The sequence below is a fragment of the Arthrobacter sp. 49Tsu3.1M3 genome (assembly GCF_900168135.1).
Lineage (GTDB): Bacteria > Actinomycetota > Actinomycetes > Actinomycetales > Micrococcaceae > Arthrobacter.
This window is the reverse complement of sequence record NZ_FUZD01000014.1, coordinates 16,247-31,689: the sequence shown is the minus strand read 5'-3', so window position 1 is coordinate 31,689 and position 15,443 is coordinate 16,247. Positions and strand designations below refer to the sequence as shown.

The 15,443-nt window shown below is 67.9% G+C and carries 15 protein-coding genes; 11 read left to right on the top strand and 4 right to left on the bottom strand.

Annotation, left to right across the window (positions count from 1 at the left end):
• Positions 1 to 30: 30 nt before the first annotated feature.
• The 4 genes from thrS to pdxS all read left to right on the top strand — a co-directional run bounded on the left by thrS (position 31) and on the right by pdxS (position 4,461).
• Complete coding sequence (gene thrS / locus B5X90_RS14505) at positions 31 to 2,040, top strand: threonine--tRNA ligase (RefSeq protein ID WP_079554222.1); 2,010 nt, start codon at positions 31 to 33, stop codon at positions 2,038 to 2,040.
• A 19-nt stretch (positions 2,041 to 2,059) separates the two neighbouring features.
• Positions 2,060 to 2,695, top strand: a complete 636-nt coding sequence (locus B5X90_RS14500; RefSeq protein ID WP_079554220.1) for an HIT family protein — start codon at positions 2,060 to 2,062, stop codon at positions 2,693 to 2,695.
• Entirely contained in the window at positions 2,688 to 3,326 is a 639-nt protein-coding gene (gene pgsA, locus B5X90_RS14495) for a phosphatidylinositol phosphate synthase (RefSeq protein WP_079554218.1), read from the top strand. The genes B5X90_RS14500 and pgsA overlap by 8 nt, the downstream gene beginning before the upstream one ends.
• Positions 3,327 to 3,534: 208 nt before the next feature.
• A complete protein-coding gene (pdxS, locus tag B5X90_RS14490) occupies positions 3,535 to 4,461 on the top strand; it encodes a pyridoxal 5'-phosphate synthase lyase subunit PdxS (protein ID WP_079554216.1) in 927 nt (308 codons plus the stop codon).
• 136 nt (positions 4,462 to 4,597) lie between these two features.
• Here the strand turns inward: pdxS and B5X90_RS14485 are convergent, their stop codons facing one another.
• Positions 4,598 to 6,610, bottom strand: a complete 2,013-nt coding sequence (locus tag B5X90_RS14485) for a M3 family metallopeptidase (protein WP_079554214.1) — start codon at positions 6,608 to 6,610, stop codon at positions 4,598 to 4,600.
• A 253-nt stretch (positions 6,611 to 6,863) separates the two neighbouring features.
• On the opposite strand from B5X90_RS14485, the gene B5X90_RS14480 reads away from it, so the two are divergent.
• Both B5X90_RS14480 and B5X90_RS14475 read left to right on the top strand, forming a co-directional pair.
• Positions 6,864 to 7,739 (top strand): alpha/beta fold hydrolase, encoded by an 876-nt coding sequence (locus B5X90_RS14480; protein ID WP_256860252.1) that lies wholly within the window; start codon positions 6,864 to 6,866, stop codon positions 7,737 to 7,739.
• A 69-nt stretch (positions 7,740 to 7,808) separates the two neighbouring features.
• The gene (locus tag B5X90_RS14475; protein ID WP_179129156.1) at positions 7,809 to 8,588 is read left to right on the top strand and encodes an alpha/beta fold hydrolase; all 780 of its coding nucleotides are present in this window, start codon (positions 7,809 to 7,811) and stop codon (positions 8,586 to 8,588) included.
• A gap of 34 nt (positions 8,589 to 8,622) precedes the next feature.
• Here B5X90_RS14475 and B5X90_RS14470 read toward each other — a convergent pair whose 3' ends face one another.
• The 3 genes from B5X90_RS14470 to B5X90_RS14460 are packed head-to-tail and all read right to left on the bottom strand — an operon-like array spanning position 8,623 to position 11,200.
• Positions 8,623 to 9,111 (bottom strand): GNAT family N-acetyltransferase, encoded by a 489-nt coding sequence (locus tag B5X90_RS14470; RefSeq protein WP_079554210.1) that lies wholly within the window; start codon positions 9,109 to 9,111, stop codon positions 8,623 to 8,625.
• 5 nt (positions 9,112 to 9,116) lie between these two features.
• On the bottom strand, positions 9,117 to 9,914 hold the full coding sequence (locus B5X90_RS14465; RefSeq protein ID WP_079554208.1) for a type 1 glutamine amidotransferase: 798 nt from the start codon (positions 9,912 to 9,914) through the stop codon (positions 9,117 to 9,119).
• Positions 9,911 to 11,200 (bottom strand): Mur ligase family protein, encoded by a 1,290-nt coding sequence (locus B5X90_RS14460; protein ID WP_079554206.1) that lies wholly within the window; start codon positions 11,198 to 11,200, stop codon positions 9,911 to 9,913. Before B5X90_RS14460 ends, B5X90_RS14465 begins: the two co-directional genes overlap by 4 nt.
• Positions 11,201 to 11,313: 113 nt before the next feature.
• Here B5X90_RS14460 and pdxT point away from each other — a divergent pair, with 113 nt between their 5' ends.
• The 5 genes from pdxT (at position 11,314) to ruvB (ending at position 15,288) form a co-directional block, all read left to right on the top strand.
• Positions 11,314 to 12,015 carry a pyridoxal 5'-phosphate synthase glutaminase subunit PdxT gene (gene pdxT / locus B5X90_RS14455; protein ID WP_079554204.1) on the top strand — a complete coding sequence of 234 codons (702 nt, stop codon included), beginning with the start codon at positions 11,314 to 11,316 and terminating at the stop codon, positions 12,013 to 12,015.
• A gap of 3 nt (positions 12,016 to 12,018) precedes the next feature.
• Complete coding sequence (locus B5X90_RS14450) at positions 12,019 to 12,774, top strand: YebC/PmpR family DNA-binding transcriptional regulator (RefSeq protein ID WP_079554202.1); 756 nt, start codon at positions 12,019 to 12,021, stop codon at positions 12,772 to 12,774.
• Between the two features lie 48 nt (positions 12,775 to 12,822).
• Positions 12,823 to 13,401 carry a crossover junction endodeoxyribonuclease RuvC gene (gene ruvC / locus B5X90_RS14445; RefSeq protein WP_079554348.1) on the top strand — a complete coding sequence of 193 codons (579 nt, stop codon included), beginning with the start codon at positions 12,823 to 12,825 and terminating at the stop codon, positions 13,399 to 13,401.
• Between the two features lie 125 nt (positions 13,402 to 13,526).
• Positions 13,527 to 14,171: a Holliday junction branch migration protein RuvA gene (gene ruvA / locus B5X90_RS14440; RefSeq protein WP_018773177.1), complete on the top strand. Its 645-nt coding sequence runs from the start codon at positions 13,527 to 13,529 to the stop codon at positions 14,169 to 14,171.
• Entirely contained in the window at positions 14,164 to 15,288 is a 1,125-nt protein-coding gene (gene ruvB, locus B5X90_RS14435) for a Holliday junction branch migration DNA helicase RuvB (protein WP_079554200.1), read from the top strand. The genes ruvA and ruvB overlap by 8 nt, the downstream gene beginning before the upstream one ends.
• The last annotated feature ends 155 nt before the right edge of the window (positions 15,289 to 15,443 follow it).

Genomic DNA, 15,443 nt, shown 5'->3' with positions numbered 1-15,443 from the left:
CGAAGCCTTAACTTTGAATAGGAGACACCCGTGTCAGATGCCCAGCAGATCACCCTTCTCGTCGACGGCGAAGAGACCAAGGTGACTACCGGGACCACCGGCGCGGAACTCTTCTTTGAGCGCCGCGACGTCGTTGTGGCCCGCGTCAACGGCGAGTTGAAGGACCTGGACCAGCCCCTCCCCGAGGACGCCAATGTCGAGGCCGTCACCATTGATTCCCCGGACGGGCTCAACGTCCTGCGCCACTCCACGGCCCACGTCATGGCCCAGGCCGTGCAGCAGCTGCGCCCCGACGCCAAGCTCGGCATCGGCCCCTACATCACGGACGGCTTCTACTTCGACTTCGACGTCGCGGAACCCTTCACTCCGGAAGACCTCCGCCAGCTCGAAAAGATGATGCAGAAGATCATCAACCAGAACCAGAAGTTCGTGCGCCGGGTGGTGTCCGAGGACGAGGCCCGCGAGGCGATGAAGGACGAGCCCTACAAGCTCGAACTGCTGGGCAGGAAGAACGACGCCGCCGAGGCCGGCGAAGGCGTCAACGTCGAAGTCGGCGCCGGCGACATCACCATCTACGACAACGTGGACCGCAAGAGCGGCGACAGCATCTGGTGCGATCTGTGCCGCGGCCCGCACCTGCCGAACACCAAGCTGATCTCCAACGCCTTTGCCCTGACCCGTTCCTCGGCCGCCTACTGGCTGGGTAACCAGAACAACCAGCAGCTGCAGCGCATCTACGGCACCGCCTGGCCCACCAAGGACGCGCTCAAGGCTTACCAGGAGCGCATTGCCGAGGCCGAGCGCCGCGACCACCGCAAGCTCGGCGCGGAGCTTGACCTGTTCTCCTTCCCGGACGAGCTCGGCTCCGGCCTGCCGGTCTTCCACCCCAAGGGCGGCATTATCCGCAAGGCCATGGAGGACTACTCCCGCCAGCGCCACGTCGACGCCGGCTACGACTTCGTCTACACCCCGCACATCACCAAGGGCCACCTCTACGAGGTCTCCGGCCACTTGGACTGGTACCGCGAGGGCATGTTCCCGGCGATGCACATCGACGCGGAACTGAACGAGGACGGCACCGTGCGCAAGCCCGGCCAGGACTACTACCTCAAGCCGATGAACTGCCCCATGCACAACCTGATCTTCCGGTCCCGCGGCCGCTCCTACCGCGAACTGCCGCTGCGGCTCTTCGAGTTCGGCTCGGTCTACCGCTACGAGAAGTCCGGCGTGGTGCACGGCCTGACCCGCGTCCGGGGCATGACCCAGGATGACGCCCACATCTACTGCACCCGCGAGCAGATGAAGGATGAGCTCACCAGCACGCTGAACTTCGTCCTGGGCCTGCTCAAGGACTACGGCCTGGACGACTTCTACCTCGAGCTCTCCACCAAGAACGAGGACAAGTTCGTCGGCGACGACGCAACATGGGACGAAGCCACCCGCACCCTCGCCGAGGTGGCCGAAGCCTCCGGGCTCGAGCTCATCCCGGATCCGGGCGGAGCCGCCTTCTACGGCCCCAAGATTTCCGTCCAGGCCAAGGATGCGCTGGGCCGCACCTGGCAGATGTCCACCATCCAGCTGGACTTCAACCTGCCCGAGCGGTTCGAACTCGAGTTCCAGGCCGCCGACGGAACCCGGCAGCGGCCCGTGATGATCCACCGCGCCCTGTTCGGCTCGGTGGAGCGCTTCATGGGCGTGCTCACCGAGCACTACGCCGGTGCCTTCCCCGCCTGGCTGGCACCGGTCCAGGTCGTGGGCATCCCGGTGGCGGAGGCCTTCAACGACTACATGTTCGACGTCGTGGACCAGCTCAAGGCCGCCGGCATCCGCGCCGAAGTGGACATCTCCTCGGACCGCTTCCCGAAGAAGATCCGAACGGCCAGCAAGGACAAGATCCCGTTCGTGCTGATCGCCGGCGGGGACGACGCCGAGGCGGGAGCCGTGTCCTTCCGCTTCCGCGACGGCAGCCAGGACAACGGCGTGCCCGTGGCCGAGGCCGTGCAGCGGATCGTCGACGCTGTCCGAAACCGGACCAGCTAGGCAGACGGAAGGGCAGCGCGTGCAGGAAACCACAGGGGCCGGACCGGAATATCCGGGCGACCACGCCGTGACGGACGACTTCAGCCTGGCCGGGGTCCCGGACGCTTTCCAGCGCCTGTGGACCCCGCACCGGATGGCGTACATCAAGGGCGGCCAGCACCAGTTCAAGAACCCGGACGACTGCCCGTTCTGCGCCGCGCCCGAGCGGGGCGATGAGGACTCCCTGATCGTCTACCGGGGAAGGACGAGCTACGTGGTGCTGAACCTCTTTCCGTACAACCCGGGCCACCTGCTGGTCTGCCCCTACCGGCACATCCCGGACTACACGGACCTCACGGTCGAGGAAACGGCGGAATTTGCCGAACTGACCCAGACGGCCATGCGGGTGCTGCGCAAAGTCGCCAACCCTTCCGGTTTCAACCTGGGCATGAACCAGGGCGTCACCGGCGGGGCGGGCATCGCCGGCCACCTGCACCAGCACGTGGTGCCGCGCTGGGGCGGAGACGGAAATTTCTTCCCCATCATTGCCCAGACCAAAGCGGTCACGCAGACCCTCGGCGAGGTCCGTCAGCAGGTCGCCGACGCATGGCCGCAGGAAATGCCGGAACAGAAAATACCAGCGCAGCAGGACACAGCCGGGGAGAAGGATGCTTAACAGGCACGCCCGGGGCTTCTTCACCGCCCTCTTTTCCCCGGTTGCCCGCTGGCTCCTAAGGATCGGGGTCTCTCCCGACGCCGTGACCGTGGTCGGCACGCTCGGCGTCGTGATCGGCGCTCTCGTGTTCTACCCGCTCGGGCAGCTCTTCTGGGGGACCGTGTTCATCACGGCCTTCATTTTCTCCGACGTTATTGACGGCATCATGGCCCGGATGCAGCAGCGCGGCGGCCGGTGGGGCAACTTCCTGGACTCCACCCTTGACCGCGTGGCCGACGGCGCCCTGTTCGCCGGCGTCGCCGTCTGGTTTTTCACCGGTGGCGCCAACCCGGCCGTCGCCGTCGCCGCCATTCTCTGCCTGGTGCTCGGCATGGTGGTCTCCTATGCGCGGGCCAAGGCCGAGGCCCTGGGCTTCCACGCCAACGTGGGCATAGCCGAGCGCGCCGAGCGCCTCGTGTCCGTGCTGGTGGTCACGGGGCTCACCGGACTGGGCCTGACCCCGGTGGTGCTCTTCGTGACGCTGTGCCTGCTCGCGACAGCGAGCCTGGTGACCGTGATCCAGCGCATCGTGACAGTGCACCGCCAGTCGCTGGCGGAACCTGAAGGTACCGCGACGGAACGTCCGGCCTGACGGCGCCGCACGGCGCCCCGGCGGCCGCGCCGGATCCCTGTTCCCGCGCGAGATTCGACTGCTGTAACCCGAATTCTGCCGCGCCCCGGCCGGGGGATAGTATTAGCTTTACCGGCCAATGGATCCGGTAATCCGGTGTGTGCGAGACACGGCATGAACGTGCCGTCCGCGCCCCGGCGAGGTCATCTATCTACCCATAGGGGTTTTTGTGTCTACACCTGATGTAAGCAGCGAAGCCGGCGCGTCCGCGAAGAACGTCACGGGCAGCAGCCGCGTCAAGCGCGGCATGGCTGAGATGCTCAAGGGCGGCGTCATCATGGACGTCGTCAACGCCGAGCAGGCCCGCATCGCCGAAGACGCCGGTGCCGTGGCCGTGATGGCGCTGGAACGAGTTCCGGCCGATATCCGCGCCCAGGGCGGCGTGTCCCGCATGTCCGATCCCGACATGATCGACAAGATCATTGCGGCCGTGTCCGTGCCCGTCATGGCCAAGGCCCGGATCGGGCACTTCGTCGAGGCGCAGGTGCTGCAGTCCCTCGGCGTTGACTACATCGACGAGTCCGAGGTCCTGACTCCGGCGGACTACACCAACCACATCGACAAGTGGAACTTCACCGTTCCGTTCGTCTGCGGTGCGACCAACCTGGGCGAGGCCCTGCGCCGCATCAACGAGGGTGCGGCGATGATCCGGTCCAAGGGCGAGGCCGGCACCGGGGACGTCTCCAACGCCACCACGCACATGCGCCAGATCCGCGCCGAGATCAAGAAGCTCGCCGGCATGGCCGAGGACGAGCTCTACGTCGCGGCCAAGGAACTGCAGGCCCCGTACGAACTGGTCAAGGAAGTTGCCGCGAGCGGCAAGCTCCCGGTGGTGCTGTTCACCGCCGGCGGCATCGCCACCCCGGCCGACGCCGCGATGATGATGCAGCTCGGCGCCGACGGCGTGTTCGTCGGCTCCGGCATCTTCAAGTCCGGCAACCCGGCCCAGCGTGCCGCCGCCGTCGTGAAGGCCACCACGTTCTACGACGACCCGGACGAGATCGCCAAGGCCTCCCGCGGCCTGGGCGAGGCCATGGTCGGCATCAACGTCGACGAGATCCCGCAGCCGCACCGCCTCGCCGAGCGCGGCTGGTAACAGCAGTAAAGCTTTATCCCCGACGACGGCGGGTCACCATTCTTAGGTGACCCGCCGTCGTCGTTTTTCCCCGTCGATTGCTCCGTAAACGCCGTTTAGAGGGTTCAAAACGGCGGTTACGGAGCAACCGATGGGGTTAGTCGAGGCCGCGGCGCTTCAGCAGCGGCCCGAGATCCGAGTCCCGGCCGCGGAAGGCGCGGAAGGACTCCAGCGGGTCTCGGCTGTTGCCGCGGGAAAGCAGTTCGGCGCGGAAGAAGTTGCCGTTCGCGCGGCTGAGGCCACCGTTTTCCTTGAACCATTCCACGGTGTCAGCGTCCAGGACCTCGCTCCAGATGTAGGAGTAGTAGCCTGCGGCATACCAGCCTCCCGCGAAGATGTGCTGGAAGTAGCCGGTCCGGTAGCGCGGCGGGATCAGGCTGTGCGCCACGCCGGCCGCGGCCAGCGCCTTCGCTTCAAATTCGACGGCGTCATCCGGGATGTCAGAGCCGTCCAGGACATGCCACGCCAGGTCCAGCAGGGCAGCGCCGAGGTATTCCGTGGTGCCGAAGCCTTCGCCCCAGAGCTGGGCGGCGTTGAGCTTGTCCACGGTCTCCTGCGGCAGGGGCTCGCCGGTGGCATGGTGCCGGGCATAGTTGGCCAGGACTTCGGGCCACATGATCCACATTTCGTTGACCTGCGAAGGGTATTCCACAAAGTCCCGCGGCACGTTCGTGCCGGAGAACCGGGGATAGGTGACGGCGGAAAACAGGCCGTGCAGGGCATGGCCGAACTCGTGGAAGGTGGTGCGGAGCTCGTCCAGCGTCAGCAGGGTGGGCTCGCCGGCCGGCGGCTTGGAGATGTTGAGGTTGTTGATCACCACAGGGCGGGTGTCCAAGAGCCCTGACTGCTCCACGAGGGAATTCATCCACGCGCCCCCGCGCTTCGTCTCCCGCGTGTAGTAGTCGCCCAGGAAAAGGCCCAGGTCCGTGCCGTCCGAATTCTTTACCTCCCAGACGCGCACGTCCGGGTGGTAGCCCGCCAGGTCGGTGCGTTCGTGGAAGGTGACGCCGTACAGGGCGTTCGCCGCGAAGAACACACCATCATTCAAAACCCGGTCCAGCTCGAAGTAGGGGCGCAGGGCCTGTTCGTCCACGGCATACCGCTCCCGCTTGACCGTGGCAGAGTAATACGCCCAGTCCCAGGCCTCGAGGGGGTGGCCGGCGGCCTCGGACAGCGCCTCTGCCTCTGCGTCGGCATTGCGGACGGCGGCGGGGGCCAGCCGGCTCATCATTGCCTGAACGGCCTGGAAGTCCGGTGCCGTCTGCCGGTCCACGCTGAGTTCGGCGAAGTTCGCGAACCCGAGAAGGCCGGCCTTCTCGGCGCGGAGCCGGACCATGTCCTTGACCAGGTCGAGCACATCGAAACTGCCGCCGTCACTGCCGCGGCCGATAGAGGCCTCGTAGAGGCGACGGCGGATCTCCCGGTTCGCCAGCGCGGCCATGGCTGGCTGGTTGCTCGGCTGGATCAGGGTCAGCAGGAACTTTCCCTCGTGCCCGGCGGTCCGGGCGGCCTCGGCAGCGCTGGCGACGTCGTCGGCGGGCAGGCCCGCGAGGTCCACGGCGTCATCCAGCAGCAGGGCAGCGGACTTCATGCCCTCCTTGACGCGCTGGCCAAACTCGGTGCCGAGCCGGGAAAGTTCGGCGTTGACGTCCTTGAGGCGCTCCTGGCCGGCGTCGTCGAGCTGGATACCGGAGGCCCGGAACTCCTTGAGGTATTCCTCCACGAGCCGGGCGGACTCCGCGTCCAGGACCGTTGCGTCCAGCGCCGCGAAGCGCTCGTAGAGCCCGCGGTTGAGGTAGACGGCGTCCTGGTGGGCGGCAAAGAGCGGGGACAGGCGGGTCTCGAGGTCGCGGATGGTGTCTGAGGCGTCTGCGGAAACCAGAGTGAAAAAGGAGGCGGCGGCCCGGTCCAGGAGCCGGCCGGAGCGTTCCATGGCGAGGGCCGTGTTTTCGAAGGTCGGGGCCGCCGGGGTGTCCACGATGGCCTGGATTTCGGCAAGGTGCTCGGCCAGGCCGGCCTCGACGGCCTCGGCGTAGTGCGCGTCTTCGATGTCCGCGAACGGCGGCAGTCCGTAGGGCAGGGTGCTGGGGCTCAGGAGGGGATTGGTCATGAAATGACTCTTTCATGCAGGCGGCCGCTTCTCAACGATTGCCTCCGTGTGTTGTGATGCCGCCCACCCCAGGAGGAGCGGCATGGGGGAGCACGACCGGAACGCCACCGGAAGGCCGCGCGGCCGGATGCCGCCTCGCCGCCGCGGACACACCGCCGGGGACACGTCGGTCCACCTCCAGCCTGATCGACTGCCACCGCAGCCCTTTGGTGCTGTTTAGCCAGAACGCCCCGGGGCCCTATGCTTGGGCGGCATGGAGATGATCAACGAACGACGGCGCACCGTCGCGTCCAGCGGGGCCGAGCTTGCCGTGTTCGAGTACGGCAGTGAGCCGGGACCGGAAGTGCCGACGCTGCTGCTCGTACACGGCTATCCGGACGATCATCAGGTCTTCCTGCCGGCCATCCGCGATCTGGCCCGAAGCCACCACGTCGTCGCCTACGACACCCGGAACGCGGGCGCATCCGCCGTCGTCGGCCTCCCCGGGGACTTCACCCTGAAGACGCTCGTGGATGACATGTTCGCCGTGCTGGCCGCCGTCGGAGCCGCGGATGTCCATCTTGTGGGCCATGACTGGGGATCGATCCAGGGCTGGGCCGCCGTCCAGGACCCCAGGGCCGCGGGCCTGATCGGCCGGTACACGTCCGTCTCGGGCCCGGACCTGCGGCACTTCGCCCGCTGGGTGCACAGCCGGTATGCACGTCCCAGGGCGTGGCCGCAGCTGGCCGGACAATTGGCCCGCAGCTGGTACATCGCCGCGTTCCTTGTGCCGAAGCTGCCGGAGGCCGCCTGGCGCCTCTTCCTCACCAAACGCTACGCCCAGACGGCCAAGCGCGACGTCGGCGATGATCCCATCCGCGGCCTGGCCCTTTACCGTGCAAATTTCTTCTCGGCCGTGAACTGGCCGGCCGGCGGCAGCGTGACGCTGCCCGTCCAGGTGGTCGTGCCGCTGAAGGATTCCTTCCTGTCGCCGGACCTCGTGGAGGGACTGGAGTCCTGGGTGGATGACCTCACGGTGATCCGGGTAGACGGCGGCCACTGGTGGCCGGCGTCCCGACCGGCGGAGTTCGCGGAGCTGCTGCGGCAGCCGCAGCCGACGACGCAGCCGACGCCGCAGATAGCACCGTAGGCCGGCGGCGTCATGGCCCGGGCAAACCGGCGGGATCGGGACTCCCGGAGCGGGACGTTCCGCAACGGGATGGAATACCTGACGTGGGGACGGGGCCCGAAGACGCTCTTGTTCCTCCAGGGCGGACCCGGGAGCTTCGTGCCCCAGGGGGTGCTGCGCGGAGTGTTCCGGCGGGAGTTTGCCGCCTATCAGGAGGCCGGCTACTCCATATGGATTGTCACCCGCCGGCGGAACATGCCGGCGTCGCACACCAGCGCCGACATGGCGGACGACTACGCCCAGCTGATCGCCGAGGAGTTCGGCGGCCGGGTGGGCCTGGTGGTGGCCGAGTCATTCGGCGGGATGATCGGGCAGTACCTCGCCGCCCGCCATCCGCAGTCCTTCGGGCACATCGCGATGGTGGTGACGGCGGCCGAACTGAGCGCGTGGGGCAAGGACGTGGACGAGCGGATGGCCGCCGCCGTCGCTGCCGGTGACCCGGGCCGCGCCGGGACGGTCCTGGCCGAGTACCTCTTACCGGGTCCGCGGACCCGCTGGCTGCGGGAACTGCTGGGACCTGTCGTCGGCCGGCGGGTGCTGGACCCCTCCGGGTGCCCCGCCGCGGACGTCCTGACGGAGGCGCGGGCCGAGTTGGCGTTCGATGCGCGGGCGGTGCTGCCGCTCATTCGTCCGCCCGTCCTGCTGCTCTGCGGCGGCCGGGACCCGTTCTTCCCGAGGACCGTTGCGGAGGAAACCGCGGAATTGATTCCAGACTGCACCCTGATCGTCTACGAGCGATGGGGCCACCTCCGGGCCGGATCGAGCAGGCGGGTGCCGCGTGACGTCCTGGCCTTCGTCCGGAGCCGATAAGGGCAGACCGGGACCATGGAACGCTGCCGGGCAGCTACCCGGCGCCGAGGTGCAGGCTCATGAAGACGCTGTTGGGGTCGGCTTCGTAGCCGGCGAACGGCGGGCAGTCCGTGAAGCCGTGCCGCGCATACAGCCGCCGCGCGGGGGCGAAGAACTCCTGGCTCCCCGTCTCCAGGAACAGCCGTTCGCAGCCGCTGCGCCGGGCCTCGGCCAGGAGGTGGCGGAGCAACGCCGAGGCGACGCCGCGCCCGCGGGCCGCATTCGCGGTCCGCATCGACTTGATCTCGGCGTCGCCGGGAGCCAGGTGTTTCAGCGCCGCGCAGCCCAAGAGCAGGGAGTCCTGCCGGGCGGTCCAGAACCTGATGCCGGGTCCGGCCAGCGCGGCGGGATCAAGGGCATGGACGCTTTCCGGCGGGGAGGTCGCGTACATGTCGGCGAGGTGTTCGCCCAGAAGCTGCAGGACGTCCTCCCGCTCCGGGGTGTCGCGCCCAATCCGGATCGTGCCGCCGCCGGCGCCCGCCACCGGGGTCAGCGGGGCCGGCGGGCGGCGTGTTCGCGCGCCAGCACCGCGTAGGAGTCATCCGGCGTGCCCGGGGTGAAGCTGCCGTATTTGCGTTCGACGGCGGTCCGGATGAGGAAATCGGCGAGAGCCGGGTTCTTGGGCAGCAGCGAGCCGTGCAGGTAGCTTGCCACGATGTTGCGGTAGCGGGCGCCCTCCTGGCCGTCGGTGCTGTTATTGCCGGTGCCTTTGGCCGTCGTCCCGAGCGGTTCGACGCCCGGTCCCAGCGTGGTCTGGCCGCTGTGGTTTTCGTAGCCGAGGATGCTGCCGAATTCGGGGGAGGAGACCGTGACGTTGCCGATCAGGCGCTCGTCGGTGCCGTGGGTTTCCACGTCCAGGATGCCGATTCCCGGGAGGACGGACCCGAGCCGGGTCTTGAAGAATTTCCCGAACAGCTGGTACAGCCCGCAGATCACGAGCATCGGGGTGCCGTCGTCGGCCATTTGCTTCAGGGTGGACTCGCGCGAGAGGAGGTCGTCCTGGATGACAAGCTGTCCGCTGTCCTGTCCGCCGCCACCGACGATCAGGTCAACGTCTTCCGGGAACGGGTCACCAACGTTGTATTCGAGCAGTTCCGGCGTGTAGCCGTGCCAGCGCAGGCGCTGCGCGAGGACCAGGGCGTTGCCCCAGTCGCCGTAAATGTTCATGTCCCGCGGGTAGAGCTGCAGGACCCGGATGGTTCCCTTGCTGGGGGCCGCGGAGCCTTCGGGCGGAAGTTCGTGCCCGAAGGAGAGCTCGTGCGGGGTTTCGGGGGACCGGGGGGTCATGAGACCACCTCCACTGTGGTGATTTTGGACAGCTCGCGGCGGATGGCCAGCATGGCCGTGTAGGTGCAGAAGATCCTCTTCGGCTTGCCCTCGCCGCCGCGGATGAACGCTGCCAGTGCCGGCGCAATGTCCGTGTCGACGGCGCCGATCGCGACGTCGTCGTACTGCAGCCGCAGCGCCATGTCATACGCGCGGGAGCCCGTGAGCTGGTCCACGCCGCCGTCGCGGAGCGTGTCGAATTCGACGTCCCAGAGCCAGGACATGTCCCGGCCGTCTGCGTAGTTGTCGTTGATCGCGATCATCGTGGCGTACCCGGCGGCGGGGAATGATTTGAGGCCGAGCCGGAAGCCGCTGGGGTTCTTGACCAGGACCAGTTCCAGCGGCAGGCCATCGACCACGAGGCTTTCGCCGCGGCCGAACGCCGGCGCCACCTTGGACAGTGCCGTGAGCAGGCCGGCCTGGTCGGTCCCGGCGCCGCGGGCGCCGGAGACGCCGCGGGCCAGGGTCAGTGCGGCGGCGGCATTGAAGATGTTGTAGACGCCGCGCAGTTTCATCCCCGTGGTGACCGTCGCGCCGTCATACTCGAAATCGGCGTCGTCGGCGCCCACGCGGCGCAGCACGACGTCGGCGGCGGGCCGGGCGGGGGCGGCCGGCACCGGGCTGCCCGGGGCGGCCCGCATGTCGTCGTCGTTGGGGAAGGTGCTCAGCAGCGAATCGTCGAGCCCGAAGTAGAGCACCTCCGGCCCGTCCAGGGTCTGGGCGATCCGGGCGACGCGCGGGTCTTCCCGGTTCAGGACCACGGTCCCGGTGGTCTTGGAGGCGATGTGCTGGAGCAGTTCGGCGGTCTTGTCGATCTCACCGAACCGGTCCAGCTGGTCGCGGAGGACATTGAGCAGGAGGCTGTACCGCGGCGGGACCTTGTTGACGAAGTGCACGGCATGCGCCTCATCCAATTCCAGGACCGCGACGTCGGCATCGAGCCGGCCCCGCCAGTCCACCTCACCCAGGAGCGCCGCGGCCACGCCGCGGGTGAAGTTGCTGCCGGTGCGGTTGGTGAAGACCTTCAGCCCCTGGCTCTCGAGCAGTTCGACCACCATCTTGGTGGTGGTGGTCTTCCCGTTTGTGCCACTGACGACGGCGACCCCCAGCGGCAGGGTGGACAGCGTCCGCCGCATGAAATCGGGGTCGATTTTTTCGACCACTAGCCCGGGGAGGGCCGAGCCTCCGCCCCGGAGCCGGGAGACCCGGCGGACGAACTTGCCGAGCGGAACGCTGAAGTAAAGCATGCTCTGTAATATATCCCAGCAGCGGCATGGAACCCGGACGCCCGGGGCCGTTGCATGCGCCTTCCATGCTCCTTCCATGCGTACAGTGCGGTGCAGAGCATTATGCTGTGGGGATGACCACCCCCTCTTTTTCCCCTGAATCCCGCGCGGGTTCGGGCCTCCGGATCGGCGTCCTGGCGCTTCAGGGCGATTTCCGGGAGCATCTGCATGCCGTTGAAGCCGCCGGCGCCGCCGGCGTCGGGATCCGGCGCCCCGCCGAACTCGACGGCCTGGACGGGCTCATCATCCCCGGCGGCGAATCGACCACGATTGACAAGCTCTCCCGGATCTTCGGGCTCCGGGATCCGCTGCGCGAACGCATCAAGGCCGGCCTGCCCGTCTACGGCTCGTGCGCCGGGATGATCCTGCTGGCGGATGAGATCGCGGATCCGGCGACAGACCTGGCCGGAAACCCGCAGCAGACGTTCGGCGGACTCGACATCACCGTGCGCCGCAACGCCTTCGGCCGGCAGCGCGAGTCCTTCGAGACGGACCTGGACTTCAGGGGCCTCGAGTTCAGCGCCGCCGGCGGGGCAGTGGCCCCGGTCCACGCCGTCTTTATCCGCGGGCCCTGGGTGGAGCGCGTCGGCGACGGCGTCGAAGTCCTTGCCCAGGTGGAACCGTCCAAGGCCGGCCACCCCGAATCCCTCGACGGGACGGCTAGAATTGTTGCAGTGCGTTCCGGCAAGCTGCTGGCCACCTCCTTCCACCCGGAAGTGACGGGGGAGAAGCGCGTGCATGAACTGTTTATTCGAATGATCAGAGGAGAAGCGTAAAGCATGTCAGGCCACTCCAAATGGGCGACGACCAAGCATAAGAAGGCCATCCTTGACAGCCGCCGGGCCAAGTCGTTCGCCAAGCTGATCAAGAACATCGAAGTCGCCGCGCGCATGGGCGGCCCTGACCTGTCCGGCAACCCGAGCCTGGAACTGGCCGTCACCAAGGCCAAGAAGACGTCGGTGCCCGCAGACAATATCGACCGCGCCATCAAGCGCGGCGCCGGGCTCACCGGCGAGGTCGTCGACTACACCGAAATCATGTACGAGTGCCGCGGCCCGCAGGGTTCCGCGCTGCTGATCGAGTGCCTCACGGACAACAAGAACCGTGCCGCCTCCGAGGTCCGGCTCGCCATCTCCCGCAACGGCGGCACGATCGCCGATCCCGGCTCTGTCAGCTACCTCTTCAGCCGCAAGGGTGTCGTGTCGCTGCCGAAGAACGGCCTGACCGAGGACGACGTACTGATGGCAGTGCTGGACGCCGGGGCCGAGGAAGTCAAGGACAACGGCGACAGCTTCGAGATCCACTCCGAGCCGACCGACCTCCAGGCCATCCGCGATGCCCTCAAGGAAGCCGGCATCGAGTACGACACCGACGAGGCCGAGTTTGTACCGTCCATGCAGGTGCCGCTGGACCTGGACGCCGCCAAGAAGTTCATGAAGCTGGTGGACGCCCTGGAAGAGCTCGACGACGTCCAGAACGTCTACAGCAATGCCGACCTCAGCGACGAAGTGCAGGCCGCACTGGAAGCCGAGTGACGCGCTCACCCAAACGTGATCTTGGGGCCCGGTCTTGACGGCCCAACCGTGACGCTGCGCGTGTTGGGGGTTGACCCGGGCCTCACCCGTTGCGGGATCGGCGTAGTCGACGTCGAGCGGAACCGGCGGGCCACCTTGGTGGCCTTCGGTGTTGTTGGCACCTCTCCCGAGGAGAGCCTGGACCAGCGGCTGCTGGTCATCGCCACGTCCATCGATGAGTGGCTGGACCGCTACGAACCTCAGGTCCTCGCCGTGGAGCGGGTCTTTTCCCAGCTCAACGTCAGCACGGTCATGGGGGTGGCGCAGGCCTCCGGGGTGGTCATTGCGGCCGCCGCGCGCCGCGGCATCCCGGTGGCGCTGCACACCCCGTCCGAGGTCAAGGCCGCCGTGACGGGAAGCGGGACCTCGAACAAGGATGCGGTCACCAAGCTGGTCACCAAGATTCTCCGGCTGGACGCGCCCCCGCGCCCGGCCGACGCCGCCGACGCCCTCGCGTTGGCGATCACCCACGCCTGGCGGGCAGGCAGCGGCGCCGCCGTCGCGACGACGGGGCCGGGCAGCCAGTCCCTCACTCCGGCGCAGCGGGCGTGGGCGGACGCGGAGGCAAAAGCGCGCCGTGCGCGCTGAATGTCCGGCTGTGACGCCGCGGGGCTTGGTAGGGTATTCGTAGATATGTTCGGATAGCCGGCGCGCCCGGCTGTACGTTCCCTCATCACCCAGTTGTAGATGCCAGTTAGACCAGGAGCCCGGCCTTGATCAGTTTTCTTCGCGGAACCGTTGCGCATGTTGGCCTGTCCTCCGCCGTGATCGACCTCAACGGCGCCGGCATGAGCGTCAACGCCACACCGCAAACCCTCAGCGGCCTCCGGGTGGGTGAGGAGGGAAAGCTGTTCACGTCCCTGATCGTGCGGGAAGACTCGCTGACCCTGTTCGGCTTCGCCAGCGATGATGAGCGCGAAGTCTTTGACGTGCTCCTCAGCGTCAGCGGCGTCGGTCCCCGCCTCGCCCTGGCCGTGCTGGCCGTCCACGAGCCCGAAGCCATCCGGGTGGCTGCCCACTCCGGCGACGGCAAGGCCTTCACGAAGGTCCCCGGCATCGGGCCGAAGGTGGCCGGCCGGATCGTGCTCGAACTCGCCGGCAAGCTTGTACCGCACGGCACCGCCGGCGCGCCCGTCGCGGCCGTGTCCGCTGAATCCGTCTGGAAGCCGCAGGTGGTGGCCGCGATGACCAGCCTGGGCTGGTCCGAGAAGGATGCCACGGCGAGCATCGACAAGTCCCTGGCCGATTCCCCGGACCTGGCCGCGAACGGGAATGTGGCGGAGATCCTCCGCGCGACGCTGCGCTGGCTGGGCCAGGACGGCGCCCGCGCCGGGAACCGGGTAGGCGCGCGTGGCTGAGCCGTCGATCGTCGCCGGGGGAGAGGAACCGGAGGAGCGGGTCATCGAAGCCGCCCTGCGGCCCAAAAACCTGCACGACTTCGTGGGCCAGCACCGCGTCCGAAAGCAGCTCTCCCTCGTGCTGGAAGCCTCGCGCATGCGCGGGCGCAGCGCGGACCACGTGCTGCTCTCGGGCCCTCCCGGCCTGGGCAAGACCACGCTGTCCATGATCATCGCCGCAGAAATGAACGTCCCGCTGCGGATCAGCAGCGGCCCGGCCATCCAGCACGCTGGCGACCTCGCCGCCATTTTGTCCTCCCTCTCGGAGGGCGAGGTCCTGTTCCTGGATGAGATCCACCGCATGTCCCGGCCGGCCGAGGAAATGCTGTACATGGCGATGGAGGATTTCCGCGTCGATATCGTCGTCGGCAAGGGCGCCGGAGCCACGGCCATTCCGCTCGAGCTGCCGCCCTTCACCCTCGTGGGCGCCACCACGCGGGCCGGCCTCCTTCCCGGCCCGCTGCGGGACCGGTTCGGCTTCACCGGCCACCTCGAGTTTTACTCCGTCGAGGAGCTGGAACTGGTCCTGCGCCGCTCCGCCGGCCTGCTGGACCTGAAGGTCAACTCCGCCGGATTCAGCGAGATCGCCGGCCGGTCCCGGGGCACGCCGCGCATCGCCAACCGGCTCCTGCGCCGCGTCCGGGACTGGGCACTCGTGCACGGCATCGAGCAAATCGACGCGCGGGCGGCCTCTGCGGCCTTGGACATGTACGAGGTGGACAAGCGAGGGCTGGACCGGCTGGACCGTGCCGTCCTCGAGGCCCTCATCACCAAGTTCGGCGGCGGGCCGGTAGGCCTGTCCACCCTCGCGATTGCCGTCGGCGAGGAAACGGAGACCGTCGAAACGGTTGCCGAGCCCTATCTGGTGCGGGAAGGTCTCCTGGGCCGGACACCGCGCGGCCGGATTGCCCTGGCGCCGGCATGGACGCACCTGGGCTTCGCCATTCCCGCCGGCGCCTTCGGCCAGGACCCGCTGGAACTGTTCCAGGCCGACGAGCTGGGCGAGAGCCCGATGGGCGCGTCCGGCGGGGATCTGGGCGAAGAAACCGATCCTCAGTGGATCCGAAACAGCCGTTAGCACCGTTCTTTCAGCTTTTCCCTTTAGACTGGTATGACGCTCGGCACGTCCGGGTTTTGTTTCCGTGGGCGGAGAGCAGGTAGCCGCCGGCGGTCTGGGGGACGGTCTCGCTGCCAGTTTGTTGCGCAGACCCCTGCCCGCGCCGCCCGGAGCAA

Excerpts from the sequence above, each read along its gene's own strand:
- B5X90_RS14475 (WP_179129156.1), top strand. The coding sequence starts at position 7,809 with ATGGAATACCTGACGTGGGGACGGGGCCCGAAGACGCTCTTGTTCCTC.
- B5X90_RS14460 (WP_079554206.1), bottom strand. The coding sequence starts at position 11,200 with ATGCTTTACTTCAGCGTTCCGCTCGGCAAGTTCGTCCGCCGGGTCTCC.
- B5X90_RS14465 (WP_079554208.1), bottom strand. The coding sequence starts at position 9,914 with ATGACCCCCCGGTCCCCCGAAACCCCGCACGAGCTCTCCTTCGGGCAC.
- pdxT (WP_079554204.1), top strand. The coding sequence starts at position 11,314 with ATGACCACCCCCTCTTTTTCCCCTGAATCCCGCGCGGGTTCGGGCCTC.
- B5X90_RS14450 (WP_079554202.1), top strand. The coding sequence starts at position 12,019 with ATGTCAGGCCACTCCAAATGGGCGACGACCAAGCATAAGAAGGCCATC.
- B5X90_RS14480 (WP_256860252.1), top strand. The coding sequence starts at position 6,864 with ATGGAGATGATCAACGAACGACGGCGCACCGTCGCGTCCAGCGGGGCC.
- B5X90_RS14485 (WP_079554214.1), bottom strand. The coding sequence starts at position 6,610 with ATGACCAATCCCCTCCTGAGCCCCAGCACCCTGCCCTACGGACTGCCG.
- pgsA (WP_079554218.1), top strand. The coding sequence starts at position 2,688 with ATGCTTAACAGGCACGCCCGGGGCTTCTTCACCGCCCTCTTTTCCCCG.